A 25020-nucleotide genomic window follows, 5' to 3' on the forward strand; every position below is an offset into this window, starting at 1 on the left:
CTCAGAAAGACAAGGCGACGAGCGACGCCGCCACGAACAGGCCGAGTGCGATGCGCTGCTTCATCAGCAGGCGTTGCGTGCCCGCGATGCGCCGGTCGAGCGAGCGGATGCCGGCAGCGGCCGGTTTGACGCGCATGCGCGCCAGCACGTCGTCTACCGAGGCACCGCCGGCGGCCTCGCTGATGTGGCTGGCCATCAGCCAGAACAGCAACGCGTCGAAGGCAAGCAGGGCCGAGACGGCGAGAGTGGCCACGCCGCTCGCTGCCGCGACCAGCCACGCCGCCGCCACCAGCGTGGTCGCCTGCGGCTGCGCTGCCACGGCAATGACCGGCGCGGCCGCCAACGCGGCCAGCACAAAAAACAGCGGCCACACCGCCTGCGTCATCAACCCGACGGCGAACGCTTCGGCCTTGTCTCGATAGGCACTCATGCCGGCTGGTCCACGTGAAGATGCACCGGCCGGCCCGCGGTGGCGAGCTTGGTTCGCGCCTGCGCCGGCGTTGGCGAGCGGCCTGTGGCAACCAGCCATGCGGCGACGGCGCCGGCGCTGCGCTGGAAGCCGAGCGCGCAGCAGACAAGCACCGTGCCGTAGCTGCGCGCGTCCTCGATCGCCGCCACCGCTTGCGCCTGCGCCTCGGGCGAGGGCGGCAAAAGATCGACCATGGCGACAGCCGTCCAGCGGCAGGCGACGCCGCGCGGCCGCTCCAGCTCGCCGGCAAGGTCGATCACCGTGCCGAATGCGCCAGCCTCGGCGACGGTGGGAAAGCGGCCGAGGAAGACACCGTCGGCAATGGCGACATGCGGCGGCAGCTTGCGCGTCCATATCCATGCATTGATCCTGGCGCCAAGCCGGTGGGGCAGCAGCAAGACACGGCTGGCCAGCGAGACGCTGCCGTCGGCCGTTTTCTGGAACACTTTGGCGCCGGCTCCGGCATAGGCGAAGGCAACGATGGCCAGCGCCAGCGCCGGCCACAGCAGGATGAGCCACAGCGCCGAAACGAAGGCCCCGGCAGCGGCGCCGGCCAGCGCCAGCGCTGCGACCAGCGCGTAGAACAGCGCCAGCCGCCGCGCGCCGGCGTCAGCGGACAGCCGGAAGCCGGCGAACGGCAATTCGCCGTGGCGCGGAAACAGCCACAGGGCGAAAAAGCCGAGCAAAGCGCCGGTCGGGATATCGATGACATGGTGCTGCCACGTCGTCAGCACCGAGGCGCCGATCAGCAAACACCAGGCATGCCAGACGACGCCGGCCATGCTTTTCAGCCGATAGCGCCAATGATCCCAGATGATGACCAGCAGCGCAATGTGCAGCGACGGCGCCTGGTTGAACGGCTTGTCGAAACCGCCGAGCACCGCGAACATGAAGCCTGGCAGGCCCGATGTCTGCGGCCGCACGAAGGTCGCCGTCAGCGGGAACAGGATGAAACAGGCGACGGCGACGATCTGCGCCGTCAGATAGCGGCCGGCAAGCCGATCGACGCCGCGCTTGGTATCGTTGAGCAGCAGCGACAGGCCGTAGAACAGATTGATCGACCAGTAGGGCACGATCGTCCAGGCGATGAACGGGATGTTGTGCTCCCAGGCGAAGACGATGCTGCCGACATCGTCGCGCTGCGACGCCAGCCAGTTGGCGAAGCCGTAGCTCGCGTAGAAGAACGGCGCCAGAAAGACCAGCCACAGCGCCGCCCGCAGCGCGATTCCAGCGTAAGGCTCGCGCGCAGGGGCAAAAGGGGCGGCAGGGCCAAGGACAGGCAAGACCATGCTCAGACGCGCCGCGCGACCGATACGGTGAAGATGCCCCACTGGTCGATGCGCTGGTCGAGCTTCTCGAAGCCGGCCGCCGCCACCAGCTGGTCCATCTCGCCTTGCGTGCGCCGGCGCATCACCCAGGCCTGGCCGCCGCGGTGCGAGGTCAGGCTGCGGGCGATCATTTCGAGCTGCGGATGCCAGGGCTGGTTGGTGTAGACAAGCAGGCTGCCGGGCTGCATCGCCCTGGCCAGCCCGCCGAGCGAGCGGATGATCATGGCGTTGTCGGCAAACAATTCGTAAAGCCCGGAGACGATGGCCAGGTCCGGCGCCGGATCGAGCCCGGCAAGCATCTCGGCGTCGAAGGCGTCGGCCTGGTGGAACGAGACATCGGTCGGCAGGGGCCGCTCGGCGATCAGCTTGCAGCCGAGCGAAACGTTGAGCTCGGAAAAATCCTGCAACCGAACGCTGGCCGGCGGCTGGGTGCATTTGGCGACGGCGTCGAGCACGTAGCGGCCGTGGCCGGCAGCGATATCGACGATATGGACTGAGCGGCCGGCGGCCTTCAGCGTCCCGGTGGCGCTGCCGATCAGCTCTTCGAGATGCAGCTTGCGCTGGCGGATGCCGCGCCAGCCGATGGCGTCGAGAAAGGTGCGGTCGATCATGCGGCCGAGCGGACTGGTGCCCCGCGCCTGGTTCTCGTAGACATAGTCGAGGGTCGAGCCGGAATCGAAGCCGGTGGCTTTCCCGGTCTTCATGCCTGACGACAGCCAGGCGCCGATACGGATCGAGGCGCGGCTCATTGCCCAGTAGAGGCCTTTCGGGGACAGCAAAGCGAGCGGCGAGGCCAGCCGGTCGGCCTCGTCGCGTGTGTAGCCAGCGCGGTCTGCCGCGGTCAGGTCGACCGGCTTCTGCGACGTCGAGAACTGTCTTTCCAGGAACGGCTTGATCAGGTCGAGTGCCTTGCGGCGGTCGCGTTCGCCCAGCGTGTCGTGGAAGAAACCGGGCAGCACATGCCGCTGCTTGGCCGGGCTGGCGAGATTGACGAAGAATTCGTGCTGCGGTCCATGCCGCACAACCCAGTCGCTGCCGGAGATCAGCAATTGCGTCGGCACGGTGATGGCGCGGGCATCCGAGACGATGCGGGCGGCGTGGTCGTAGAGCTCGACCAGGATGTTGGAAGCGATCGGCCGCGTGATCAGCGGGTCGGCCTCGAAGGAGGCGATGCGCTCGGGATCATGCGTCAGGAACTTGGCCTTGACGTAGGAATTGACGAAGAAGCGGCCCTTGATCTTCTGCCACAGCGCAATGCCTTGCTTGGCGAAAGGCACGTAGAGCTTGACCGAGAAGGCCGGCGAGGCTAGCACCAGTGCGCGGATGTCGGGCGCATAATCATGCACCCAGGCGGCCGCGAGCACCGCGCCGAAAGATTGCGCGATCAGCGCGATGTCGCGCTGGGAAAAACCGTCCCTGCCGATCTCACGCACCAACCAATCGATGTCGCGCACAAGTGCTGCAAAAGACGGCGCATAGCCGCGCTCGCCGGCCGAGCGGCCATTGCCGCGCGCGTCCCAGGCGTAGAAGGCATGGCCGGGCATATCGAGTTCGTCGACCAGATGAGCCATGCGGCCGCCGTGCTCGTGGCCGCGGTGGAACAGCACAACCGCGCCCTTGGCGGGTTGCCCGACCGCCGGCCAGTAGCGGTAGAAGATCTCGGTGCCGTCATGGCTGCGGAAGCTGCGCTCCTGCGCCACCCGCTGCTCAACTGCGGAAGCAGCAATCGTCGGTTCATGAAGCATGTTTTTCCCCAGGCGGATGCGTCCGGAATTTCAGTCGCCGCTCCCGTTAAGGCCGCTGCGTATCCGGTTGATGGCGGTCACCAGCGAGAGTGTAGCCATTGCCGGAAACACGAACGGCGTGATGGCTTCCACCCAGAGGCCGCAGGCGATGAGAAAGGCGACGATGCCGAGCGCCAGCGCCCGATCGCTCTTGCCGAACGGCCCGGCATAATTGCGCCCGGTGCCTGCCGCGATGCCGAGCACGCCGGCGAACTCCACAAGCACTGCTGTGACGGCAAAGGCGACGACGCCCCAGGCAGGGAACAGAGCGGCAAAGGCCAGGATCAGCGCCAGGTCGGAGACGGCGTCGCAGAGCTCGTTGAGATACATGCCGAGTTTTGAGGCCTGGCCATGTTCGCGCGCAAGCATGCCGTCGATGGCGTTGAGCGCCATACGCGCAAACAGCGCCACCGGCATCAGCAGCAAGATCGCGCGATGGCCGGCAAGGGCCGCGACCACAACGCCGGTGGCAACCGACAGGGCGGCAGCCAGCAGCGTGATCTGGTTGGCGGTGACGCCAGCCCCGGCCAGCCGGTCGGCGAGCGGCCGCAGCCTGGCCTGGAAGGCCGGTTTCAGCGCATAAAGCGTCGGCATGTGCGAACCCCCCGGCCGCGGTGCAACTGCGGCGAGGATGATCAATTGGCGCGCAAGACGCAAGGGCGACGAGCGGTTGTACAGGGTTACGACCAGCAGCGCCCGCCCGGAACCTTACCATGCGCAGGCCCTACGGTTTGGCGGCGCCGCCACAAGGTCGAATTTCCTAGAGTTCTCAAATGAGAACTTTACAAATATTCTAAAATATGTGAAGTTATGTCCACCAAAAGGGTCATCCATGACAGCCAGTCGTTTCGCCACACGCCTGAATTCCTTTGCCTCGCGGCCGCAGGCCGAATGGCCGGATCTTGTCGGCAAGCCGTCCATGCTGCAGATGGCGGCGCGTGCGGCGAAGGTTGCGGGGCTGACCGACCTCGACCTCAACTTTCCTGATCATGTCGATGAAAAACCTGCGGAAATGGCACAAGAACTCGGCGATCTCGGGCTTTCCATCAATGGTTTTGCCATGCGCTACTACTCCAATCCCGCCTTCAAGCTCGGCGCCTTCACCAATCCGGATCCGGCAGTTCGCCGCGAAGCCATCGACCTCACCAAGGCCGGCATCGACGCCGTGCGTGAGGCGGGCGCCAATCTGATGACCCTGTGGCTCGGCCAGGATGGCTTCGACTATGCCTTCCAGGCCGATTACGCGACGCTATGGCAACACGAAATAGATGGTATTCGTGAAGTGGCGGCGCATGATCCCGACTGCGAGATCAGCCTGGAATACAAGCCCAACGAGCCGCGTTCCTACAGCCTGATGCCCGACGCGGCGACGACATTGCTGGCGATCCGCGAGATCGGCCTGCCCAATCTCGGCGTGACGCTCGATTTTGCCCATGTGCTCTATGCCGACGAGCAGCCGGCCTTTGCCGCAGCACTGGTGGCGCGCCACAGCAAGCTCTTGGGCGTGCATCTCAACGACGGCTACGCCAAGCGCGACGACGGCCTGATGGTCGGCGCGGTGCACACGCTGCAGACGATCGAGCTGCTCAGGCAGATCCGCCGCGACGGCTACGCGGGCGCCATCTACTTCGACACATTTCCCGACATGACCGGGCTCGATCCGATCCACGAATGCGAAGTCAACATCGCCACCGTCAAGCGCATGCTGCGCGTCGTCGAGCGGCTGGAGAAGGACAACCGCCTGTCCACCGCCGTCGACCGCCAGGACGCGGTCGCGTCGCAAGCCATCATCCAGGAAGCCATGCTCGGGCCGGAGAACTGAGGCCGGCGCCGTTTTCAACAAGGGAGGAAAGACCATGAAATTTCTGCTTGCCACCGCCACCGCTGCGCTGATGGCGCTGTCCATCGGCTCGGCCTTTTCGACCGACCTCGCGCCGCTCAATTCCGATACCGAGAAGGACCGCATCGACTGGTCGCAGCTCGAGGCCAAGTTCGGCGCGTTTCCCAAGCTGCCCGACGGCACCAGGGCGGGCGCCGTCTCCAAGACGCTGACCAACGAATACTGGCGGTCGCTGGGTGAGGGCTACAAGTCGTTCGGCGATCGCGTCGGCGTGCCGGTCGTCTACCAGGCGGCGCAGAGCGAGGGCGACCAGCTCGGCCAGCTGACAATCGCCGAAGGCCTGGTCACGCAGGGCTACAACGTGCTGCTCGTCTCGCCGCAGACCGACTCCAACCTGCAGCCGATCATGGAACAGGCCAGGGCCGCCAACGTGCCGGTGGTCAATGTCAACGACGCGGTCATCCCGCAGGCCGAGCACTATGTCGGCAATGTCCAGCGCGACAATGGGGTGCGCGTCGCCAAATGGTTCATCAAGAACCGGCCGGATGGCGGCAAGGTCGCCATCGTCGAAGGCCAGGCCGGCGTCTATGCCGCCGTCCAGCGCACCGATGGCTTCAAGACCACGATCACCGAGGCCGGCAAGTTCGAGGTCGTCGCCAGCGTGCCCGGCAACTGGGACCGCCAGACCTCCTTCGACGCGGCCAGCAACATCCTGCAGCAGCACCCCGACCTGATCGGCTTCTATGCCAACAATGACGGCATGGCGCTGGGCATCGTCGAGGCGGTCAAGGCCGCCGGCCTGCAGGACAAGGTCGCCGTCTTCGGCACCGACGGCATCTCCGACGCCTATGCCTCGATCCGCGCCGGCGAACTGACCGGCACCGTCGACAGCTTCCCGGTGCTGACCGGCGAGGTGGCGCTGGAATCGGCGCTGCGGCTGGTGGCCGGGCAGAAGCTGCCGCGCGTCGTCGCCACGCCGCAGGCGCTTATCACCAAGGACAATGCCGACCGCTATTCCGGCGCCGGCGACGCCGTGCGCAAGGCGCTGCTCGAGGACGCGGCAGCGGGCAATTAAGGGCAGGACTGCGGGTGCCGGCCGGGCTGGCGCCCTTTGCCTGGAGAATAGAACCAATGTCTGTCCCGCGGCTGCAATTCGAGGGCATTTCCAAGGTGTTTCCGGCGGTGCGAGCGCTGAGCGATGTGTCCTTTTCCGTCGGCGCCGGCGAAATCCATGGCCTGCTCGGTGAGAACGGCGCCGGCAAATCGACGCTGCTGCGCATCCTGTCGGGGGTCTACAGGCCGACCGCCGGAAGCGTGCTGATCGACGGCAGACCGGTGGCGCTGAACAATCCGGTCGCGGCGCGCGCCGCGGGCGTCGCCATGATCCATCAGGAATTGCAGCAGGTGCCGCATCTCAGCGTCGCCCAGAACATGTTCCTCGGCCATCCGCTGACGCGCGGCGGCATCTTCGTCGCCCGCCGCGAGCAGGAACGCCGCGCCGCGGAAGCCCTTGCCGCCCTCGATCCGACCATCGATCCGGCAGTCCCGCTCGGCAGCCTGAAGGTTGCGCAGCGGCAGATCGTCGAGATCGCCCGGGCGCTGCTCGATCGGGCGCGCGTCGTGGCGATGGACGAGCCGACATCGAGCCTGACGCCGAGCGAGTTCGAGCGGCTGGCCGAAGTCATTGCCGGGCTGGCGCGCGACGGTGTCGCGGTCGTCTATGTCTCGCACAAGCTGGACGAGGTGTTCGGCATCTGCCAGCGCGCCACAATCATGCGCGACGGCGTCGTGGTCGGATCCGTCGATCTGGCGCAAATGTCGGAAAAAGCCGTCGTTTCGATGATGGTCGGCCGCGAGCTCGCCCAGGAACAGCACCGTTCGCACACCTCGAGCGAGGTCAGGCTGAGCGTGCGTGGCCTCGCCTCGGCGACAAAAGTCCGTAACGTCTCGTTCGACCTGCACCGCGGCGAGGTGCTGGGCATTGCCGGCCTGGTCGGCTCGGGCCGTACCGAACTGCTGCGGCTGCTGGCCGGCGCCGACCGCGCCTCGTCGGGCAGGGTCGAGATCGACGGCAAGGCGATAAAACTTTCCAGTCCGCGCGAAGCCATCGCCGCCGGCATCGGCCTGGTGCCGGAGGAGCGCAAGCGCGAAGGCATCGTGCCGCTGCGGTCGATCTCCAGCAATATGGCGTTGGCCTCGATGGGCGTGTTCGCACCGTGCGGCGTCATCGATCACGCCAGGCTGAAACGGGTCGCGGCCGAGAAGATGAAGCGCGTCAATTTGCGCCCGTTCCTGCTCGACCGGCCGATCCGGCTGTTCAGCGGCGGCAACCAGCAGAAGGCGATCATCGGCCGCTGGCTGGCGGCGGGAACGCGCATCCTTTTGTTCGATGAGCCGACGCGCGGCATCGACGTCGGCGCCAAGGCGGAGATCTACCATTTGATCGAGGAGCTCGCCGCCGAAGGCCATTCGGTCGTCGTCGTGTCGTCCGAGCTTCCCGAGGTGATCCGGCTCGCCGACCGCGTGCTGGTCATGCGCGACGGCACGGTCGCCGCCGAACTCGACCGGGCCGATCTCAGCGAACAGGCGATCGCGGCGCACGCCATACCCCAATCGGAGACGCAAGGCCGGCAAGGCGCAAGGCCATCGGGCCGGCAAGTCATAACGGACAGGACCAGCGTATGACTGATGTAACCGAACACACAGCAGCGCGCCCACGGGCTGAATTCCTGCACCGGTTTTCGCTGCGCGACGCCGGCACGCTGATCGGCCTGGTGGTGATCCTCGCCGTCTTCGGCGCGCTGGTCCCGGGCTTCTTTGCCGAGCGCAATTTGATCAACATCCTGCAGCAGTCGAGCATCAACGCCTGCCTGGCGTTGGGCATGACGCTGGTGATCATCTCGGGCGGCATCGATCTGTCGGTCGGGCCGACGGCAGCCCTTTCGGCCGTCATCTCGGCCTCGATGCTGGTTGCCGGCGTGCCGTTTCCGCTCGCCATCGCCGCCGGCTTCGCTATCGGCCTCGTCTGCGGCCTGCTCAATGGCGTGCTGGTCGCCTATGTCGGGCTGCAGCCTTTCATCGTCACACTGGGAACGCTCAGCACCTACCGGGCGCTGGCGCTGATCTATACCGGCGGCAATCCGGTGCTCGGCCTGCCAGCCGGCTTCCGCGCCATCTTCAACGGCTCGCTGTTCGGATTGCCACTGGCGGTCATCATCGTGGCCGTGGTCGCGCTGATCGCCTGGATCATCCTCAAGAAGACGCCTTTCGGCGAATATCTGCTCGCCGTCGGCGGCAATGAGGAGGCGGCCTACATAGCCGGCGTGCCGATCGCTCGCACCAAGATCGCCGCCTACATGATCTCGGGCCTGCTGGCGGCCCTTGCCGCGCAGATCCTGATCGGACGGCTGGGTGCCGCCGAACCCATTCTCGGCAATCTCTGGGAGCTCGATGCCATTGCCGCGGCGGCCATCGGCGGCGCCTCGCTGATGGGCGGCAAGGGCAGCGTCGTCGGCACCATCCTGGGCGCCGTCATTCTCGGCACCATGCGCAACGGCCTGACGCTGATGAATGTCCAGTCCTTCTATCAGCTCTTGGCAACTGGCCTTATAATCCTCGCCGCGATGCTCATCGATCGCGTGACGAGGGGACGTGGATGACCTTGACCAGCCTGGATCTGAAAGCAGTAGGACCGCGGATCCGCATGATGATGCCGCATTTGACACCGCTCGAGGCGAAGGTGGTGGAAACCGTGTTCGGACGGCGCGGCTTCGACGAGACCATTCCGCTCAAGCAGATCGCCGAAGAAGCCGGCGTGTCGGAGGCGATGGTGGTGAAGATCGCCAAGAAACTGGGCTTTTCCGGCTATCGCGACTTCCGCACCGCGGTTTACGAATACAGCCGCCTGCCGACCGCCGAAATGCACCAGGAACTGTCGGTCGACGACAGCTCGGCCGAGATCGTCCAAAAAGTGTTCCGCACCTCGATCCAGGCGCTGGAGGAAACGCTGGCGATCCTCGACATGGACGATTTCGACCGCGCCGCCGATCTTTTGTACCGCGCCAGGAACCGCGATTTCTATGGCGTCGGCGGTTCGGCGCAGATCGCGCGCGACGTCTCGCACAAATTCCTGCGCATCGGCATCCGCGCATCCGTCTACGACGATTCGCACATGATGCTGATGTCGGCCTCGCTGCTCGGCGCCGACGACATCGCCGTCGGCTTCTCGCATTCCGGCAACACCAGCGCCGTCATCGATGCCATCCATCTCGCCCGCAAGAGCGGTGCGCGGACGCTGGCGATCACCAATTACGACAACTCGCCGCTGGCCGCCGTCGCCGACATCGTGCTGTGCTCGACTGCGCAGGGCTCGCCATTGTTGGGCGAGAACGCGGCGGCGCGCATCGCCCAGCTCAACATTCTCGACGCGCTGTTCGTCGCGGTGGCGCAGCGCGACTACCAGGCGGCGGAGCGCAATCTCGGCCGCACGATGTCGGCGGTGACGTCGAAACGCCGGGACAAGGGCGGTTCATGAAAGATTGGGGCGGCTCATGAAAGATCGGGGCACATGACGGCTCCGCTGGTCACCGTGTTCGGCAGCCTGCATTACGACATCATGGTCGAAGCGCCTGACCGCCCGCGCAAGGGCGAAACCGTAACCGGCGATGCCTGGCAGCCGAAATGCGGCGGCAAGGGCGGCAACCAGGCGGTCTCGGCGGCGCGGGCCGGCGTGCGCTCGGCAATGATCGGCGCCGTCGGCGATGACGATTTCGGCCGCGCGCTTGTCGGCAATCTCGCGCGCCGCGGCGTCGACAGCCGCTTCGTGCGGGTCGCACCTGGCGCCGGCTCGGGCATGAGCGTGGCGATCTTCGACGCCGGCGGCGATTATGGCGCGGTGATCGTCTCGGGCAGCAATCTCACCTTGGGCGAGAAGGACATCGTGGCCGCGACCGAGATGGTTGCGCAAACGGCGGTGCTGCTGCTGCAGAACGAGGTGCCGGAAGCCGCCAACATTGCCGCAGCGCGGGCGGTGAAGGCGCATGGCGGCCGCGTCGTGCTCAACGCCGCCCCCGCGCGAAAACTGTCCGGCGAATTGATCGCACTCACCGATATCGTCATCGTCAACGCCATCGAGGCGGAATTCCTGGCCGGCGTTGCGGTCGTCGATACGCTCGAGGGTGCTGCCGATGCGGCACGCATGCTGATCGATTTCTACCCGGCGGCGATCGTCACGGCCGGCGGGGAGGGCGTTGCCTATTGCGGCCGCGACGGCCAGGCGTTCGCGCGGGCCGCCCTTCCGGTGAAGGTGGTCAGCACCCATGGCGCCGGCGACGAGTTCGTCGGCGCGTTCGCGGCAGGCCTTGCCCGCGGGCATCGGGTCGAGGCCGCACTTGCTGCCGCCAACGCCGCCGCGGCCTTGCTGGTCGCCACGCCGGAACGGCAGCGCGAGGCGATCTGAGACGGGTGGCTGCCTCCGCCCGCGATCGTGACACGAAGCGGATGGCGAGGACTTTTCACAGGCCGATAAAGCCGACAATTGATACGAAAGCCCGCCACCCCAAGGGATGACGGGCTCCGTAGCCTGTGCGCCAGGAACGCCACGGTAGCGACGCTGCTACTCAATGCTCCGTAGATACTCACTATGCGGCCTGCGCGCCGTCAGGCGCATCGGCCGAACAAATGAAGCCCGTGCCTTTGGGCGGAGCGCGCGGGCCGATCGGGATGCAGCCCGATCTGCAGCCGGGCGCGGCTGGCGCGTCCGGCTGCCGATGTCGTCAGTGCTTGCTCTTGCCGGGGCTGGCGGCACTGCCACTGATGGCGATGCGCTTGGCTTTCGTCCGTGCGCGCTCCGTCTTGGGCAGCGTCACGGTGAGCACGCCGTTATGGAAGGCGGCGTTCACCTTGTCCTCCTCGACCTCGTAGCCGAGCGGGATGCGGCGCTCGAAGCGGCCGTAGAACCGCTCGGAGAACTGCCTGTCCTTGTCTTCGGTCTCGGAGCGCTTCTCGCCACGCAGCGTCAGCACGCCGTCATCGAGCATCACCTCGACGTCCTTTTCGTCCATGCCGGGAATTTCCGCGGTCACGCGGATCTCCTTCTCGCCGTCGGCGATTTCGACGCTCGGCCAGCTGCCGCGCGCCGACGAAAATCCGCTGAGCATCGGCATGCGCGTCTCGAAACCGCGGAAAGCGTCGTCGATCAGGCGGTTCATCTCGCGATGCAACGCCATGAACGGGTCGCGGTCCTCGTCACGATAGAAGCTGGGAACCGGACTGTTCTCCCGGCCCCAGGGTATGAGATCACGAATAGCCATTGCTGTTCTCCTTTTCTCGAGTGGTTGTGTCAAAGGCGAACGCCAGAGATCGCCTTGGCTCAGGCGGCCTGCTTCGGCTTCTCGACCTGCCCGGCCTTGCGCGCGCCGTCTTGCTTGGCAATCGTGATGCGACGGGGCTTCATCTCCTCGGGCACCTGGCGCACGAGGTCGATCGTCAGCAGGCCGTTGCTGAGCGAGGCGCCGGTGACCGTCATGTGATCGGCAAGCTCGAAGCGGCGTGTGAACGGTCGCACCGGAAGGCCGCGATGGAGATATTCCACCTCGTCCTGTTTCTTGCGCTCGCCCGAGACGATGAGAAGGTTCGGCTCGTGGCTGATGTCGAGATCGTCGTCGGAAAAGCCGGCGACGGCGATCGTCACGCGATAGGTGTTCTCGTCGCTTCGCTCGATGTCATAAGGCGGCCAGGTTTCGACTGCCTGAGGCGCGTTTTCCAGCAGGTTGAAGATGCGGTCGAAACCGATGCTCGACCGATAAAGCGGGGAAAAGTCGAATGCGGTTCTCATAGCTACATCCTCCATGGAGCAACATAGTACGAGGGACGCCAAAGAGCTTGGCGCTCCCTGGGCTCTGCCGGTCCCATTCGGCAACCGGCAATTTCGATTTGGTTATTGTCAGGCCGAAATCAAGACCCAGATTCTGTCCCGCTGCCAGAATTTTTTGTTGCCAGATTGTACTGGTAATGCCGGTTCCAACCGTCGTTTGCGGGTCGCGCCGGCACGCCGCATGGAGGACATCATGACCATGACACGCGACGACATCATTTCGGTGCTGGGCCCGGTCGACGACGCCGTGATCGCCGACATCGCCTCGACCGGCGCGACGATCGAAGAGTTGCGCGAGGCCTTTGCCTGGGTCGGCGCCGATGAGGCGCTGGTCAACGAGGGCCGCCCGCTGCCGTCGGCAAGGGTGGCGACGCTGATCGGACTTCTCGAACCGCCGGACGACGACATATAGCGCCGGGTTTCGGCAAGCAGGGCTGGAGGCAAGTAAGGCTAAGCCGGGGGGGAGGTCTTGAAGCGTGCAGCTAGACGAACCATCTCGTCAGTCGGGCGCCGATCGGGCCGCCTTCCTGGTTATTCTCAAAAAGAAAAAAGGAGGAAGTGATGAACGACGTCCCATTCTCCGAGCCGATCACGCTCAAGCTCCAATCCGTCGGAGAGCGCAAGGTCGCCAGCAGCTGGGAAGCCATCGAATGCATGCAGCAATGGCCGGACCGGGCGCGCGGCCGGAGCTGGCGCGTAGCCTATCGCGCCTGCCGCGACGCGCTCGACGGCTGGCGCACCGCCCGCGAGGCGCGAACCGCCTTCGTCAAGGCGGCGCGCACCGCCGGACTGCTGGTCACGGGACGTAAATCCACCTGAACGCCAATCCACCTGAACGCCAATGAACCTGAAGCCGGGGAACCTGAAGCCGGGGCGGACGCGCTGTGCCGCAGAGGCGGCGCCATTCATGAAAAGCGCCGCCTTTTTTCTATTTCACTGCAGCGTAATGACGCCGTCCACCGCCCGCCATTCGGAGGGCTGAATCAGACGGTGATGGGCGACGCGCACAGAATGCAGCGGGCCCTCGATCTCACGTTCCCAAAATTCGAGGAAATGCTTCAGCGTCGGGAAATCCGGGGCGATGTCGTATTGCTGCCAGATGAAGAGCTGGAGCAGGTCCCGATAGTCGGGAAGACGATAATGGATCTCTGCCGTCGTCAGGCCAAAACCCTGCATCTGGAGCCGGAACTCGTTGCTGACCTGGAACTCATTATCGACCATGCCCGTCTCCTTTCCGAACGATCAGGCGTCTATCCTCCGCGGGGGAAAACGCTTCCACTTCCTCATCGGTTCCGGCCGCCGGCAGACGGTGCCGGGATCGACGATGATGTCGGAAGGTTGCGCCCCGATTTCAAGCCGCATCCATCGTTCAAATCCTGGAATAGCGCCATTATTACAGTGCGTTATTACGGTGCGTTGGCACTCGACAACGGCGAGTGCTAAAATTTTTTCGGCGTCCTCTTGAAAGGCTGGATAGGCAGACTAATTCGATAGGCGCGTGATGCCTGAGCAGGGGTCGCGCACCGTCGCACCGACCCACTGGTCGGCTGCGAAGGGAGGTCCAAGAAAATCTGTTTGTCCTATGAGGAGAACGACATGGCGTTCCGTCCATTGCATGACCGTATCCTGGTCCGCCGCATCGAGGTCGACGAGAAGACCGCGGGCGGCATCATCATTCCTGACACAGCCAAGGAGAAGCCGCAGGAAGGCGAGGTCATCGCCGCCGGCCCCGGCGCGCGCGACGATAGCGGACAGTTGCAGCCGCTCGACGTCAAGGTCGGCGATCGCATCCTGTTCGGCAAATGGTCGGGCACCGAGATCAAGCTCAACGGCGAGGACCTGCTCATCATGAAGGAAAGCGATGTGCTGGGCGTGATCGAATTGACCGACAAGATGCAGAAGGCCGCCTGAGCGGGCCCTGAACAAGCCATCAGTCAACGTAAGCTGCCTATTTGAAGGAGTTATCCAATGGCTGCCAAGGATGTGAAATTCCATACCGAAGCCCGCGAGAAGATGTTGCGCGGTGTCAACATCCTCGCCGACGCGGTGAAGGTGACGCTCGGTCCCAAGGGCCGCAATGTCATCCTCGACAAGTCATTCGGCGCCCCGCGCATCACCAAGGACGGCGTTACCGTCGCCAAGGAAATCGAGCTCGAGGACAAGTTCGAGAACATGGGTGCGCAGATGGTGCGCGAGGTCGCCTCGAAGACCAGCGACGTCGCCGGCGACGGCACGACGACCGCGACCGTTCTGGCGCAGTCGATCGTCCAGGAGGGCGCCAAGGCGGTTGCCGCCGGCATGAACCCGATGGACCTGAAGCGCGGCATCGACAAGGCGGTCGACGCCATCGTCGCCGAACTCAAGGCCAATGCCCGCAAGGTGACAAGGAACGACGAGATCGCCCAGGTCGGCGCCATCTCGGCCAATGGCGATGTGGAGATCGGCCGCTTCCTCGCAGAAGCGATGGAAAAGGTCGGCAATGAGGGCGTCATCACGGTCGAGGAGGCCAAGACCGCCGAGACTGAGCTCGAAGTGGTCGAGGGCATGCAATTCGATCGCGGCTATCTCTCGCCTTATTTCATCACCAACCAGGACAAGATGCGCGTCGAGCTCGAAGAGCCCTATGTGCTGATCCACGAGAAGAAGCTGTCCAACCTGCAGGCCATGCTGCCGGTGCTCGAAGCCGCTGTGCAATCGAGCAAGCCGCTGCTGATCATCGCCGAGGATGTCGAAGGCGAGGCGCTGGCGACGCTGGTCGTCAACAAGCTGCGCGGTGGACTGAAGGTTGCCGCCGTCAAGGCGCCGGGTTTTGGTGACCGCCGCAAGGCGATGCTGGAAGACATTGCCATCCTGACCGGCGGCACGGCAATCAGCGAGGATCTCGGCATCAAGCTCGAAAACGTCACGCTGGAGATGCTCGGCCGCGCCAAGAAGGTGCTGATCGAGAAGGAGAACACCACGATCGTCGACGGTGCCGGCCGCAAGGACGAGATCCAGGCACGCATCAGCCAGATCAAGGCGCAGATCGAGGAGACCACCTCCGACTATGACCGCGAGAAGCTGCAGGAACGGCTGGCCAAGCTCGCCGGCGGCGTCGCCGTCATCCGCGTCGGCGGCTCGACCGAGGTCGAGGTCAAGGAGCGCAAGGACCGCGTCGACGACGCCATGCACGCCACCCGCGCTGCGGTCGAGGAAGGCATACTGCCCGGCGGCGGCGTGGCGCTGCTCAGGGCGGCGAAGGCGCTCGACAATGTCGCGGTCGACAATCCCGACCAGAAGACCGGCGTCGAGATCGTGCGTCGCGCCATCGAGCAGCCGGTGCGCCAGATCGCCGAGAATGCCGGTGCGGAAGGTTCGATCATCGTCGGCAAGCTGCGCGAGAAGACCGAATTCGGCTATGGCTGGAACGCCCAGACCAACGAGTTCGGCGACCTCTACGCGCAGGGCGTGATCGACCCGGCCAAGGTGGTGCGCGCCGCTCTGCAGGACGCCGCGTCGGTCGCCGGCCTGCTGGTAACCACCGAGGCGATGGTGGCCGAGAAGCCGAAGAAGGAAGCTGCCGCACCGGCAATGCCCGGCGGTGGCGGCATGGACTACTAAGGTCAGGCCTCCAAAGCGAGGCTTCTGAACGGCAGATGGACCGTGTCCGCCAAAGCGGGCGCGGTCTTGCCGGTCCGGGATTAATGCGGAGCAGGTGTTGCGATGGATGTGATGGACAGTTTTGGAAAGATCGCGGCGCCGACCCGCCCGAAGAACGATTTCAACTATGAAACCGATTGCAGGGCGGCGCTGGCGCCCTTGGTCGACGGCTTGCTGGACATGGCCGAGTCGGCCGGCTGGGATCGCCGCAAGGCGACCTATACGCTGATGTTCCTGTCGGCCCAACGCGTCGGGGCCGGCCAGGAGGAGCGTAAATGATTGCCGCGCAGGCGCGCATGCCTGCGCCTGTTGGAGACAGTTGAACCGGAAAGGAGAGTGTCATGGACCGTTCTTCTTTTGAAAAGCCGGTCACCATCCTGACCGGCCTCGGCACGCCGACCAGGATAGAAAGCGCGGCTGAGGCCTATGCGCTGCTTGCCGACTGGCCGCGGGCGAGCCGGACGGCCGCGCATGACATCGCCGCCAAAGCCTGCCGGGCGGCGATGGACGGAGAGATCGACGCCGAGACGGCGCGGGCGACCTTCGTGGCGTTCGCCCGCCGCAACGATCTTCTCGCGCCGCTGACGAGTTCTACCGTTGCCGGCGGGACAGTCATCGATTGGGCAACGCGTTCGCAGCGTCTCAACGCACCGGCATGAACGCGGCTTTTCCCCAAGTTGGAGAATGGCGAAAGCCGCAGCAACATCCAATCTCCCCCCTTGAGGGGGAGATGTCCGGCAGGACAGAGGGGGGTGCCTCGCGCCAACGTTGCGCATCTCCGCGCCTGCCAAGCCGGCTACGATCACGACCTCGCGCATCTGGCGCATGTGCCGCGGTTACGGGGAGGTACGGATAGTGGTGCACTGCCTTTGATCTCTCCGCCCTACGGTCGAGGACCCCCCTCTGTCCTGCCGGACATCTCCCCCTCAAGGGGGGAGATTGGCAGCTTCGCCGGTAGCGCTTCTTCTGAGATTGGCGAAAGGCGAAGCGACATCCAATCTCCCCCCTTGAGGGGGGAGATGTCCGGTAGGACAGAGGGGGTACTGTCCCGACGACCTAGGTCTGTATTGCCCCTCGGACTACCGCCTTACCCGCGATTTCAGCCAGCGGTCGAAGGCCACGGCGAGGATCAGGATCAGGCCGATGACGATGCTTTGCGTGTAGGACGAGACGTTGTTGAACTGCAGCCCGTTCTGCAGCACGCCGATCAGTGCTGCACCCACCACCGTGCCGCCGACCGAGCCAATGCCGCCGAACAGCGAGGTGCCGCCGATGACCACCGCCGAGATCACGGTCAGCTCGTAGCCGATGCCGGCGACGGCTTCCGAGGAATTGAGCCTGGCCGACAGCACGAAGGCGGCAAGGCCGGCGAAGAAGCCGACGATGATGTAGACCGAGATCAGGATGCGGTCGACGCGCAGGCCGGACAGCCGCGCCGCCTCGGCATTGCCACCGACGGCGTAGACGGCGCGGCCGTAGCGCGTGTAGCGCAGGACGATGTGGCAGAGGATGGCCGCCGCAGCGAAAATGATCGCCGGCACCGGCACCGGGCCGATTAGCCCGGTGCCGAACCAGCGCATCGAAGCGTCGAAGCCGGAGATCGGGCCGCCATTGGAGATTGTCAGCGTCAGGCCGCGAAACACGGTGAGGCCGCCGAGCGTAACGACGAAGGGCGGCACTTTCAGCCGGGTGATGGCAAAGCCCTGGACGCCGCCGGCCAGGGCGCCGACGACGACGGCGGCCAGAAGGGCTGCGAACCAGCCATAGCCTTGTGCGCCGGACGTCGACAGCGACAGCGTGTTGGCGGTGCCGCCCTTGGCCACCACCGCCGCGACCATGCCGCAGAAAGCCAGCAGCGAGCCGACCGACAGGTCGATGCCGGCGGTGAGGATGACGAAGGTCATGCCGAGCGCGATCAGCCCGGTGATCGAGATCTGCCGCATGATGTTGAAGATGTTGATCGGGTCGATGAAGCTCGGCTTCAGCACGGTGAAGACGACGATCAGCAGCGCCAGGAACATCAGCGGGCCGAAGCTCATCAGCAGGCGCGCGACATTGATGCCGCCGCGCTGGCTCTGTTCGGTCGTGCTGGTCATTGCGTCGCTTCCTGCGTTTGATCGAGCGCCATCAGTTCCATCAGTTTTTCCTCGGTCGCCTCGATACCTGCCATCTCGCCGGTGATGCGGCCGCGCCGCATGGTGACGATCCTGTCCGACACCGCAAGTACTTCGGGCAATTCCGACGAGATCATCATGATGGCGATGCCGCGCCCGGCGAGGTGCACCAGGATCTGGTGCACCTCGGCCTTGGCGCCGACATCGACGCCGCGCGTCGGCTCGTCGACGATCAGCACCTTGGGGTCGCGCGCCAGCCAGCGGGCGAGGATGACCTTCTGCTGGTTGCCGCCGGACAGCCCCTCGATGGGCTGCTCGGGCGAGGCCATGCGGATCGACAGCGTTTTTCTGTAGCTCGCCAGCGCCTGGCGCTCGCGGCGCTCGGCCATGAAGCCGAGAGCGTTGGAGTAGCGGCCGAGCGCAGCGACGGAAAAGTTGGTGAGAATGCCGAGCGCGGCGAAGATCGCCTGATGCTTGCGGTCTTCCGGCACCAGGCCGATGCCGAGGGCGATGGCGTCGGCGGGTGTTTCAGGCGCGATCGTCTTGCCGTCGAGGGTGATGGTGCCGGCGGCGATGCGGTCGGCGCCGAAGATGGCGCGGGCCAGCTCGGTGCGGCCGGAGCCGACGAGGCCGGCAACGCCGAGGATCTCGCCGGCCTTCAGGTCGAGATCGATGCCTTCGAGCACGATGGCGTGCGGCGCCTGCGGATCGCGCACCGTGCGCAGGCCGCGCACGGAAAGCCTGACGTCGCCGGCGACATCGCGCAGCGTCGGCCTGGCATAAAGCTCGGACGCGGCGCGGCCGACCATTTTTTCGATGATTTTCGGCAGCTTGATCGGCCCGCCATCGCGGTCGAGATGGCCGGCCAGCCTGCCGTCGCGCAGCACCGTCATGCGGTCGCAGATCGCGGAGGCCTCTTCCAGCCGGTGGGTGACGAACATGATGGCGACGCCGTCCTTGCGCAGCCGGCCCATGATCGACATCAGTTTTTGCACTTCGGTTTCGGTCAGCGCCGAGGTCGGCTCGTCCATGATGATGAGCCGGCTCTTCAGCGACAGCGCGCGGGCGATCTCGACCAGCTGCTGCTCGGCCACCGACAGCGCAGACACCGGCGTCGCCGGGTCGAGGTCAAGGCCGACGCGGGCGATGATCGCGCGCGAGTCTACCTCCATCTTCCGCCAGCTGACCAGGCCGAAGCGCCCGAGCGGCGCGCGGCCGATAAAAATATTCTCCGCCACGGTCAGCGTCGGGATCAGGCTCAGTTCTTGGTAGATGGTGACGATGCCGAGGCGCTTGGCATCCTGCGGATTGTGCGGATTGAATTCGACGCCGTCGAAGACGATGCGGCCGCTGGACGGCGGCATCACGCCGGACAGGATCTTGAGCAGCGTCGACTTGCCGGCGCCGTTCTCGCCGAGCAGGCCGAGGATTTCGCCGGGCCGAACCTCGAGCGAGACATCGCTCAGTGCGGTGACGCCGGCAAAGCGCTTGGTCACGCCTTCTACCGCGAGGAGGGGAGTATTGGGCGACGCAGTGGCTTCGGCTGGCAAAAGCTTTTCCCTCGATGCAGTTGTTCACGCCGCGCTTGAACACCCCCTCTGTCCTGCCGGACATCTCCCCCCTTAAGGGGGGAGATCGGATGTCATGGCCGCTTTCGCTAATCCTCGGCGTTGAAGAAAGGGGCGACGCGTTGAAACTGCCAATCTCCCCCCTTGAGGGGGAGATGGCCGGCAGGCCAGAGGGGGGGTGCTGTCCCACCGGCCTCGCCAATTGGCCTACTTCGTCTCGCCCAGCCTTTCCGCCTTGTCGAGATTGTCCTTGCCAATGACGATCGGCGTCAGCAGCACGAGCTTTTCCTTGGGCTCAGTCTTGTCCCTGGCGTAGGCGACGGCGATCTGCACCGCGGTGCGCGACTGCTCGCCGGGGAACTGTTCGACGGTGCCGGCCAGCTTGCCGTCGCGCACGGCGACCAGCGCTTCGGGAAGCGCATCGAAGCCGTAGATCTTGACGTCGGTGAAGTTGCGCGCCGCGCAGGCTTCGACCGCGCCCAGCGCCATGTCGTCATTGGCGCAGATGATCGCGTCGGGCTTGCCGTTGGCGGCAAGGCCGGCCTCGGTGACCGAGAGCGCCTCGGCGCGGGCGAAATTGGCGGTCTGCTCGAAGATGATCTGGTACTTGTCCTTCATCGGGTCGAGGACGTTGTGCACGCCCTTGTTGCGGTCGATCGCCGGCCCGGCACCTGGCTGGCCCTGCAGATGGAAGATCTTGGCGCCGTTCGGGAAAGCCGCCACCATGGCCTGCGCTTCGGCCTCGCCGCCCTTGACGTTGTCGGCGCCGACATGGGCGAGGATGCCTTCGACGCCGTCGACGCGGCGGTCGATGGTGACGACGGGGACGCCGGCCTGGATCGCTTGCTCGATGGCCGGGGCCAGCGCGTTGACGTCGAGTGGCGAGATGACGATGGCATTGACCTTCTGCACGAGCGCTGCCTCGATATCGGCGGTCTGCTTGGGCGCCGAGTTCTGGCCGTCGCTTTCGACAAGATTGACGCCCTGCGCCTGAGCTTCCGCCTTGATCTGGTTCAGCATGTGCACGAAGAACGGAAAGCCGAGGCTCGGCACCGAACCAAGGATGGTCAGCTTGTCCTGGGCGAAAGCCAGTTGCGGAGCGGCCAGCGCCATCGTGCCGATCGCCACGGACGACAGCAGGAATTCACGTCTGTTGATCAATTTAGTCTCCTCCCACATGAGCGCATGAACCCGAAAACCGGTTCCGGTTTCCGAAAATTCCTGCGTCGATCCAGAAATGGAGTGTCCTTTGAGCGCCCAAGGGGACGCAACGGCGCTCCAGCCGGTCCACCGCGACGTTCTCCTCCGCTCGGCGCCGGCGGGCGGATGCTAGCCAAGGCCGGAGATTTGCGCAAGAACGCGCGGATCCGACACAGGGCCGCGTCATGTGCTCGACGCTCCGATGCTGCTCATGGTGTTGTCGGCAATAGCGCGTCCGGCAATTGCGCTTCATCCCATCCGGCCAACTCGAGACCGGATCGTATCCGCTCCTGATCTTCCGAGCGCATCATATGAAGGTCCGCCATGATTTCCTGCACGGTCAGGCCGGGGTTTAGGCGACGGCCCTCCCTGGTGCAGGCCCTTGCCTTGTCGATATTGCCGTCAAGCGCGTGACAAGCCGCCAGCCGCGACCATTGCCAGGCACTTTTTCGCGGAAGGCAGGAAAAAGACGCGGCCGCTTCCGGGTAGCGGCCAACGACAAGCAGGGCCTCACCCCGGTCGTTATAATACCAGGCGGGATGCATCGGATTGAGTTGAACCGCCTGGTCCAGCAGCACCAGGCCGGTCTCGCCATGACCGCGTATCACCTCGAAAAAGCCCGTCTGGGCCAAGGTGTCGGCGTCGTAGGGGTTCAGATCCAACGCGCGCGCGAAATGGCGTGCTGCGGCGTCGAACTCGGCCAGGTAGAGGAGGATCAACGCCAGGATACGGTGGCAACGTGCCTCGTCCGGGCTGAGTGCAGTGGCGTGCAAGGCTCGGTCCCGCGCCTGATCGAGCAAGGCGCGGGGCGCACCGCCATAGCCGCCTATGATCGTGTCCGCCAAGGCGAGATAGGCGTGAGCGAGCCCCGAGTCCGGATCGCGTTCGAGCGCCTTCAGCAAATGTTCGCGGGCCTGCTGGTTGACGCCCTCGCCATAGCTGCGCAGCAGTGCCATGCCGCGCAAGATATGGACGTAGGCCTCGATGTTGGCGGCGGGCGCGGGGGACATGCGCCGCATCGCCGCGCTCTCGATGTTGGCGACCAGCGCGGTCGCGATCCGTTGCGCCACCATCCTTTGAAAGACGAAGAGATCGCTGGTCCTGAACGAAAATGCATGAGCCCAGATGCGGCGACCGGACGCTGTCTCGGACAGCACGACGTGCGTGCTGTAACCATCCTCAGCGCTCTCGACGCTGCCTTCCGCAACATAGTCGGCGCCGAGACGCTCAGCAGTCGCCCAGATGTCCTGGTCGGAATGTTCGGCAAGCGCGAAGGCCGAATGGCGCGCCAGCACCGCGATGGTCTTGAAGTAGGAAAGCGCGTTGATGATCTCCTCGACCGCGCCGTCGAAGAGCGGCTTTGCCATCGCATCGTCAATGTTAACGCGAAACGGCAGGATGGCGACCATCGGCTCGGGCGCTCGTTCAATCTGAACCGAAGCTCTGGCCGGCGGCAGCGAAGCGGACAGATCGTCGGCAGCCTGGAACATGTAGCCGCGCCGGGGCACGGTGCGAACCAGCGACTGCGTCTCGTCGCCTATGCATTTGCGCACATCGCGAATGCATTGCGTGAGCGAATCCTCTGTCACGATGGTGTTGGGCCAGACCGCATGGAACAGTTCGTCCTTGCTCAGCACACGGCCGGGATTGCGCACCAGGAAGGCGAGCAGGTCGAAGGTCTTTGGCCGCACCGGCACGATCTCGCCGTCACGCCGCAATGTGCCGCGGTCGAGATCGAGAACCGAGCTGCCGACCTGGTGTGCCAAGCTCCTGCGCCACCGCTGCGCCTGATTGCGCAAGGATCATCGGAGCCGCATAAGCCGGTAAAGGTCAAGCCCGAAAGAAGCGGGAAAGGCACTGCCATAGGCGCGGCATCGTTTCTGCAGGAATCGTTTCGGCAGGAATCATGGCTGTCTCACTCGGCATCAGCCGGTCGAGATAGTGCAGCATCTGAGCCGTTTCGCCGCCACAGAATTCAACGTTGCCCGTCGACAGGATCCGGTGCACGGCTTCCCGTGCCAGAACCGACGGGGGGAATGATCCTTCAGCCTTCGCATGCATGTTCGATCTCCACGGTTGGTGCCGGCAAGGGCGTGCCGGATTGCAATGATCCGAGGTAGGCGGCGACCTTGCCCTGCAGCCGCCCTAGCGTGGCGTCGCGGATGTTGCGGGCTTCAAGCTGACCGACGGTGCGGCGCAGATAGTCGGCGCAACTTCCGATGTGGCCGGCGGCGAGCGACAGGATTTCCACCGTGGTCTGCTCGGGCAGGTCTGCTGCATAGGCGGGGCCACTCCGGTCGGCGACGAAGGCGATGGCCCGCAAATTCCCACCCGCGCCTCGAACCGAAACCCAGCGCGGAATGTTGGTCGGCGGGTTGGCGCTCATCTCCCGGCGCAGCAGCCGGTCGATTGCCGCGTTGATATCAAGGTCGGGGAGACGATAGACGACACCGCGGCAGCTGCCGCCGCGGTTGAGCGCAAGCATCAGCCCGGGCCGCTCGCGCGTGCCGCGCCAGCGGGTCAGCCACAGCGAAAATCGCCGATGCCAGCCATGCAGGGTTGCCGGTCGCTCCTCGACGAATTCGAAGCAAGGGTTCCACAGCAGGGAGCCGTAGGCGAAAACCCAGACGTCACGCGGGCGTCCCGCAAGCAGTTGCTTGCGAATGCCGACATAGTCGCGATCCTCCAGATTGCGCAGTCCAGGCGCCGGGCCAGCGTCTTCGATCTTGCGATCGATCCTGGCGAGGAGGTCTTCTGTCAGGGCGATTATCATGGTCGCTCATCGGGTTTGTCTCCCGGGAGCATCGCCGCGACAAGGCATCCGCGTCCTGAACGGATGCTGATATTGTGCTGAAATCGAATGGAGCCGCAGCGGCTGGTCCCACAATCTCTCAGTCTGCCACCGCCGGCTTGCTGATTTTGCCGGTTGTCAGCGACAGCAAGGTGATTGATCCAAATATGACCGCAGCACCGGCTGCTCCGGTCGGCGACAGCCGCTCGCCCAGAAATATGGCGGCGCCAACCGCTCCGAACACGCTCTCTGCGCTGACGATCACCGCGGCATGGCTGGCCGACGTGAAGCGTTGAGCGATCGTCTGCATGCCGAAGGCGGCCCCGGTCGAGAAGATGCCGAGCACGGCGAGTTCCGGGGCGGCATCGCTGATGGCGGCCAGCGACAGATTACCCAGAAGGGTGCCGAGCGGCAGCGTGATCACGGCGGCGCCGAGAAATTGCGCGGCAGCCGCCGCGACCGGCGCGCCGTGGGTCTGCACGTGGCGGCCAAGCTCCACCATCCACAGCGCGTAGCACGCGGCCGAAAGTGTCGCAGCGAGATCGCCCTGGCTGAAGCTGGTGATCAAGCCTCCTGACAGCAACAGGACACCGGCCAATGTCATGGCAGCCGCAAGCCCGCCGACAGCAGTCGGGCGCTCGCCAATCAGGAACCAGGCCGCAAGCGGTGTCATCACCGTTGCGGTGCTCACCAGGAAACTCGCATTGGTAACCGACGTGTCGAGATAGGAGACCTGCTGGATGATGATGGATATCGAGAACAGAGCGCTGACTTTGGCGAGGCTGATCCAGTAGCCTGGCCCGGATTTCGTTCCCCATTCGAGCCCCGTCAGCGGCGCGGCCATGAGCCCCGCGATCAGGCAGCGCATGCCCACGGCGCTGAGCGGATCGAGATGATCCAGCACAGTCTTCTGCGCAACATTGCCGAAGCCCCAAAAGGCAGCGGCAAGCAGAAGCAGACAGTTGGCCTGCACCTTCGACATATCGATGTCTCGGCAAAGCTTGCGCCGCAAAGGGCGGATCGCTGGTTGCTAGCGGGCGGCGAGCTTGTCCCACCGCTTGCAATACAGGCGGACGCCGACTGGCATGATCTCATAGCCGGCGTCATTCAACTGGAGCTTCATCTCCTCGAAATGCCGCTTTGAGCCGCTGACGATCGATTCAGGCGTGTAGTCCCAGCCGTTGCGGGCGGCATTGGCCAGGATGTCGGCATAGAGGCGCATGCTCGTGATTTTCACATCCGATTCCAGCACCTGCCTGCATCCTCTTGCGAACGACGGCGACTGGGCGGCGGAAAAACTCAAGATCGTGCATGCCAGCAATATCGAAACAGGACGCATGGAAACCTCCCCCTGATTGCCGCTTTTGCGGCAAACGACCTTGCAATTTGTGCGCCCGCGGCGGGATCGGGCAG

General features: G+C 64.9%; 28 protein-coding genes. 13 read left to right on the top strand and 15 right to left on the bottom strand.

The features are described from left to right. Position 1: 1 nt before the first annotated feature. Genes AC0L3D_RS08235 through AC0L3D_RS08250 form a run of 4 tightly spaced genes read right to left on the bottom strand, consistent with a single transcriptional unit; the run spans position 2 to position 4175 of the window. On the bottom strand, positions 2-430 hold the full coding sequence (locus tag AC0L3D_RS08235) for a hypothetical protein (RefSeq protein ID WP_473643834.1): 429 nt from the start codon (positions 428-430) through the stop codon (positions 2-4). Then, the gene (locus tag AC0L3D_RS08240; protein ID WP_473643836.1) at positions 427-1758 is read right to left on the bottom strand and encodes a phosphatase PAP2/dual specificity phosphatase family protein; all 1332 of its coding nucleotides are present in this window, start codon (positions 1756-1758) and stop codon (positions 427-429) included. Before AC0L3D_RS08240 ends, AC0L3D_RS08235 begins: the two co-directional genes overlap by 4 nt. Before the next feature lie 2 nt (positions 1759-1760). Beyond that, positions 1761-3542 carry a bifunctional alpha/beta hydrolase/class I SAM-dependent methyltransferase gene (locus tag AC0L3D_RS08245; RefSeq protein ID WP_473643838.1) on the bottom strand — a complete coding sequence of 594 codons (1782 nt, stop codon included), beginning with the start codon at positions 3540-3542 and terminating at the stop codon, positions 1761-1763. A gap of 30 nt (positions 3543-3572) precedes the next feature. Beyond that, on the bottom strand, positions 3573-4175 hold the full coding sequence (locus AC0L3D_RS08250; protein ID WP_287170982.1) for a CDP-alcohol phosphatidyltransferase family protein: 603 nt from the start codon (positions 4173-4175) through the stop codon (positions 3573-3575). A 238-nt stretch (positions 4176-4413) separates the two neighbouring features. Between AC0L3D_RS08250 and AC0L3D_RS08255 the strand changes: the two genes are divergently transcribed. Genes AC0L3D_RS08255 through AC0L3D_RS08280 form a run of 6 tightly spaced genes read left to right on the top strand, consistent with a single transcriptional unit; the run spans position 4414 to position 10879 of the window. Then, the gene (locus AC0L3D_RS08255) at positions 4414-5403 is read left to right on the top strand and encodes a TIM barrel protein (RefSeq protein WP_473643840.1); all 990 of its coding nucleotides are present in this window, start codon (positions 4414-4416) and stop codon (positions 5401-5403) included. Between the two features lie 34 nt (positions 5404-5437). Continuing rightward, complete coding sequence (locus AC0L3D_RS08260) at positions 5438-6496, top strand: sugar ABC transporter substrate-binding protein (protein WP_473643841.1); 1059 nt, start codon at positions 5438-5440, stop codon at positions 6494-6496. Between the two features lie 56 nt (positions 6497-6552). Beyond that, a complete protein-coding gene (locus AC0L3D_RS08265) occupies positions 6553-8106 on the top strand; it encodes a sugar ABC transporter ATP-binding protein (RefSeq protein WP_473643843.1) in 1554 nt (517 codons plus the stop codon). Next, on the top strand, positions 8103-9080 hold the full coding sequence (locus AC0L3D_RS08270; protein WP_023799047.1) for an ABC transporter permease: 978 nt from the start codon (positions 8103-8105) through the stop codon (positions 9078-9080). Before AC0L3D_RS08265 ends, AC0L3D_RS08270 begins: the two co-directional genes overlap by 4 nt. Next, positions 9077-9955 carry a MurR/RpiR family transcriptional regulator gene (locus AC0L3D_RS08275; RefSeq protein ID WP_473643844.1) on the top strand — a complete coding sequence of 293 codons (879 nt, stop codon included), beginning with the start codon at positions 9077-9079 and terminating at the stop codon, positions 9953-9955. Before AC0L3D_RS08270 ends, AC0L3D_RS08275 begins: the two co-directional genes overlap by 4 nt. Positions 9956-9988: 33 nt before the next feature. Further along, positions 9989-10879: a ribokinase gene (locus AC0L3D_RS08280; protein ID WP_473643846.1), complete on the top strand. Its 891-nt coding sequence runs from the start codon at positions 9989-9991 to the stop codon at positions 10877-10879. 316 nt (positions 10880-11195) lie between these two features. Here the strand turns inward: AC0L3D_RS08280 and AC0L3D_RS08285 are convergent, their stop codons facing one another. Beyond that, positions 11196-11732 (bottom strand): Hsp20/alpha crystallin family protein, encoded by a 537-nt coding sequence (locus tag AC0L3D_RS08285; protein ID WP_023799044.1) that lies wholly within the window; start codon positions 11730-11732, stop codon positions 11196-11198. 59 nt (positions 11733-11791) lie between these two features. Beyond that, entirely contained in the window at positions 11792-12256 is a 465-nt protein-coding gene (locus tag AC0L3D_RS08290; RefSeq protein WP_287285140.1) for an Hsp20 family protein, read from the bottom strand. Positions 12257-12488: 232 nt separating this feature from the next. On the opposite strand from AC0L3D_RS08290, the gene AC0L3D_RS08295 reads away from it, so the two are divergent. Together AC0L3D_RS08295 and AC0L3D_RS08300 are read left to right on the top strand one after the other, a co-directional pair. Beyond that, the gene (locus tag AC0L3D_RS08295; protein ID WP_023799042.1) at positions 12489-12707 is read left to right on the top strand and encodes a hypothetical protein; all 219 of its coding nucleotides are present in this window, start codon (positions 12489-12491) and stop codon (positions 12705-12707) included. 149 nt (positions 12708-12856) lie between these two features. Continuing rightward, positions 12857-13114, top strand: a complete 258-nt coding sequence (locus tag AC0L3D_RS08300; protein ID WP_473643847.1) for a DUF982 domain-containing protein — start codon at positions 12857-12859, stop codon at positions 13112-13114. Between the two features lie 114 nt (positions 13115-13228). Here the strand turns inward: AC0L3D_RS08300 and AC0L3D_RS08305 are convergent, their stop codons facing one another. Then, positions 13229-13516, bottom strand: coding sequence for an usg protein (locus AC0L3D_RS08305; RefSeq protein ID WP_473643849.1), 288 nt, complete (start codon positions 13514-13516; stop codon positions 13229-13231). 375 nt (positions 13517-13891) lie between these two features. Here AC0L3D_RS08305 and AC0L3D_RS08310 point away from each other — a divergent pair, with 375 nt between their 5' ends. From AC0L3D_RS08310 to AC0L3D_RS08325, 4 genes are all read left to right on the top strand, one after another. Further along, entirely contained in the window at positions 13892-14206 is a 315-nt protein-coding gene (locus AC0L3D_RS08310) for a co-chaperone GroES (protein ID WP_236377497.1), read from the top strand. A gap of 57 nt (positions 14207-14263) precedes the next feature. Next, positions 14264-15895 carry a chaperonin GroEL gene (gene groL, locus AC0L3D_RS08315; RefSeq protein ID WP_473531900.1) on the top strand — a complete coding sequence of 544 codons (1632 nt, stop codon included), beginning with the start codon at positions 14264-14266 and terminating at the stop codon, positions 15893-15895. A 111-nt stretch (positions 15896-16006) separates the two neighbouring features. After that, on the top strand, positions 16007-16213 hold the full coding sequence (locus AC0L3D_RS08320; protein ID WP_473643851.1) for a hypothetical protein: 207 nt from the start codon (positions 16007-16009) through the stop codon (positions 16211-16213). A gap of 62 nt (positions 16214-16275) precedes the next feature. Continuing rightward, positions 16276-16593: a DUF982 domain-containing protein gene (locus AC0L3D_RS08325; protein WP_287249657.1), complete on the top strand. Its 318-nt coding sequence runs from the start codon at positions 16276-16278 to the stop codon at positions 16591-16593. Between the two features lie 420 nt (positions 16594-17013). Here the strand turns inward: AC0L3D_RS08325 and AC0L3D_RS08330 are convergent, their stop codons facing one another. The 8 genes from AC0L3D_RS08330 to AC0L3D_RS08365 form a co-directional block, all read right to left on the bottom strand. Further along, positions 17014-18030 carry an ABC transporter permease gene (locus tag AC0L3D_RS08330; RefSeq protein WP_023799033.1) on the bottom strand — a complete coding sequence of 339 codons (1017 nt, stop codon included), beginning with the start codon at positions 18028-18030 and terminating at the stop codon, positions 17014-17016. Beyond that, positions 18027-19598 (bottom strand): sugar ABC transporter ATP-binding protein, encoded by a 1572-nt coding sequence (locus AC0L3D_RS08335; protein WP_473643853.1) that lies wholly within the window; start codon positions 19596-19598, stop codon positions 18027-18029. Before AC0L3D_RS08335 ends, AC0L3D_RS08330 begins: the two co-directional genes overlap by 4 nt. Positions 19599-19823: 225 nt before the next feature. Next, on the bottom strand, positions 19824-20774 hold the full coding sequence (locus AC0L3D_RS08340) for a substrate-binding domain-containing protein (protein WP_287292294.1): 951 nt from the start codon (positions 20772-20774) through the stop codon (positions 19824-19826). 251 nt (positions 20775-21025) lie between these two features. Next, positions 21026-22582, bottom strand: coding sequence for a winged helix-turn-helix domain-containing protein (locus tag AC0L3D_RS08345; protein ID WP_473643855.1), 1557 nt, complete (start codon positions 22580-22582; stop codon positions 21026-21028). 64 nt (positions 22583-22646) lie between these two features. Further along, positions 22647-22877, bottom strand: a complete 231-nt coding sequence (locus AC0L3D_RS08350; RefSeq protein WP_473643857.1) for a hypothetical protein — start codon at positions 22875-22877, stop codon at positions 22647-22649. Beyond that, a complete protein-coding gene (locus AC0L3D_RS08355) occupies positions 22861-23589 on the bottom strand; it encodes a gamma-glutamylcyclotransferase (RefSeq protein WP_473643859.1) in 729 nt (242 codons plus the stop codon). The genes AC0L3D_RS08350 and AC0L3D_RS08355 overlap by 17 nt, the downstream gene beginning before the upstream one ends. A 118-nt stretch (positions 23590-23707) precedes the next feature. Next, positions 23708-24589 (bottom strand): DMT family transporter, encoded by an 882-nt coding sequence (locus tag AC0L3D_RS08360; protein WP_419693901.1) that lies wholly within the window; start codon positions 24587-24589, stop codon positions 23708-23710. A gap of 48 nt (positions 24590-24637) precedes the next feature. After that, on the bottom strand, positions 24638-24844 hold the full coding sequence (locus AC0L3D_RS08365; RefSeq protein WP_128171069.1) for a hypothetical protein: 207 nt from the start codon (positions 24842-24844) through the stop codon (positions 24638-24640). Here AC0L3D_RS08365 and AC0L3D_RS08370 point away from each other — a divergent pair. After that, positions 24834-24962, top strand: a complete 129-nt coding sequence (locus AC0L3D_RS08370) for a hypothetical protein (protein ID WP_287074776.1) — start codon at positions 24834-24836, stop codon at positions 24960-24962. The genes AC0L3D_RS08365 and AC0L3D_RS08370 overlap by 11 nt on opposite strands. Positions 24963-25020 lie beyond the last annotated feature (58 nt).

This window comes from Mesorhizobium sp. WSM4837, assembly GCF_055811435.1.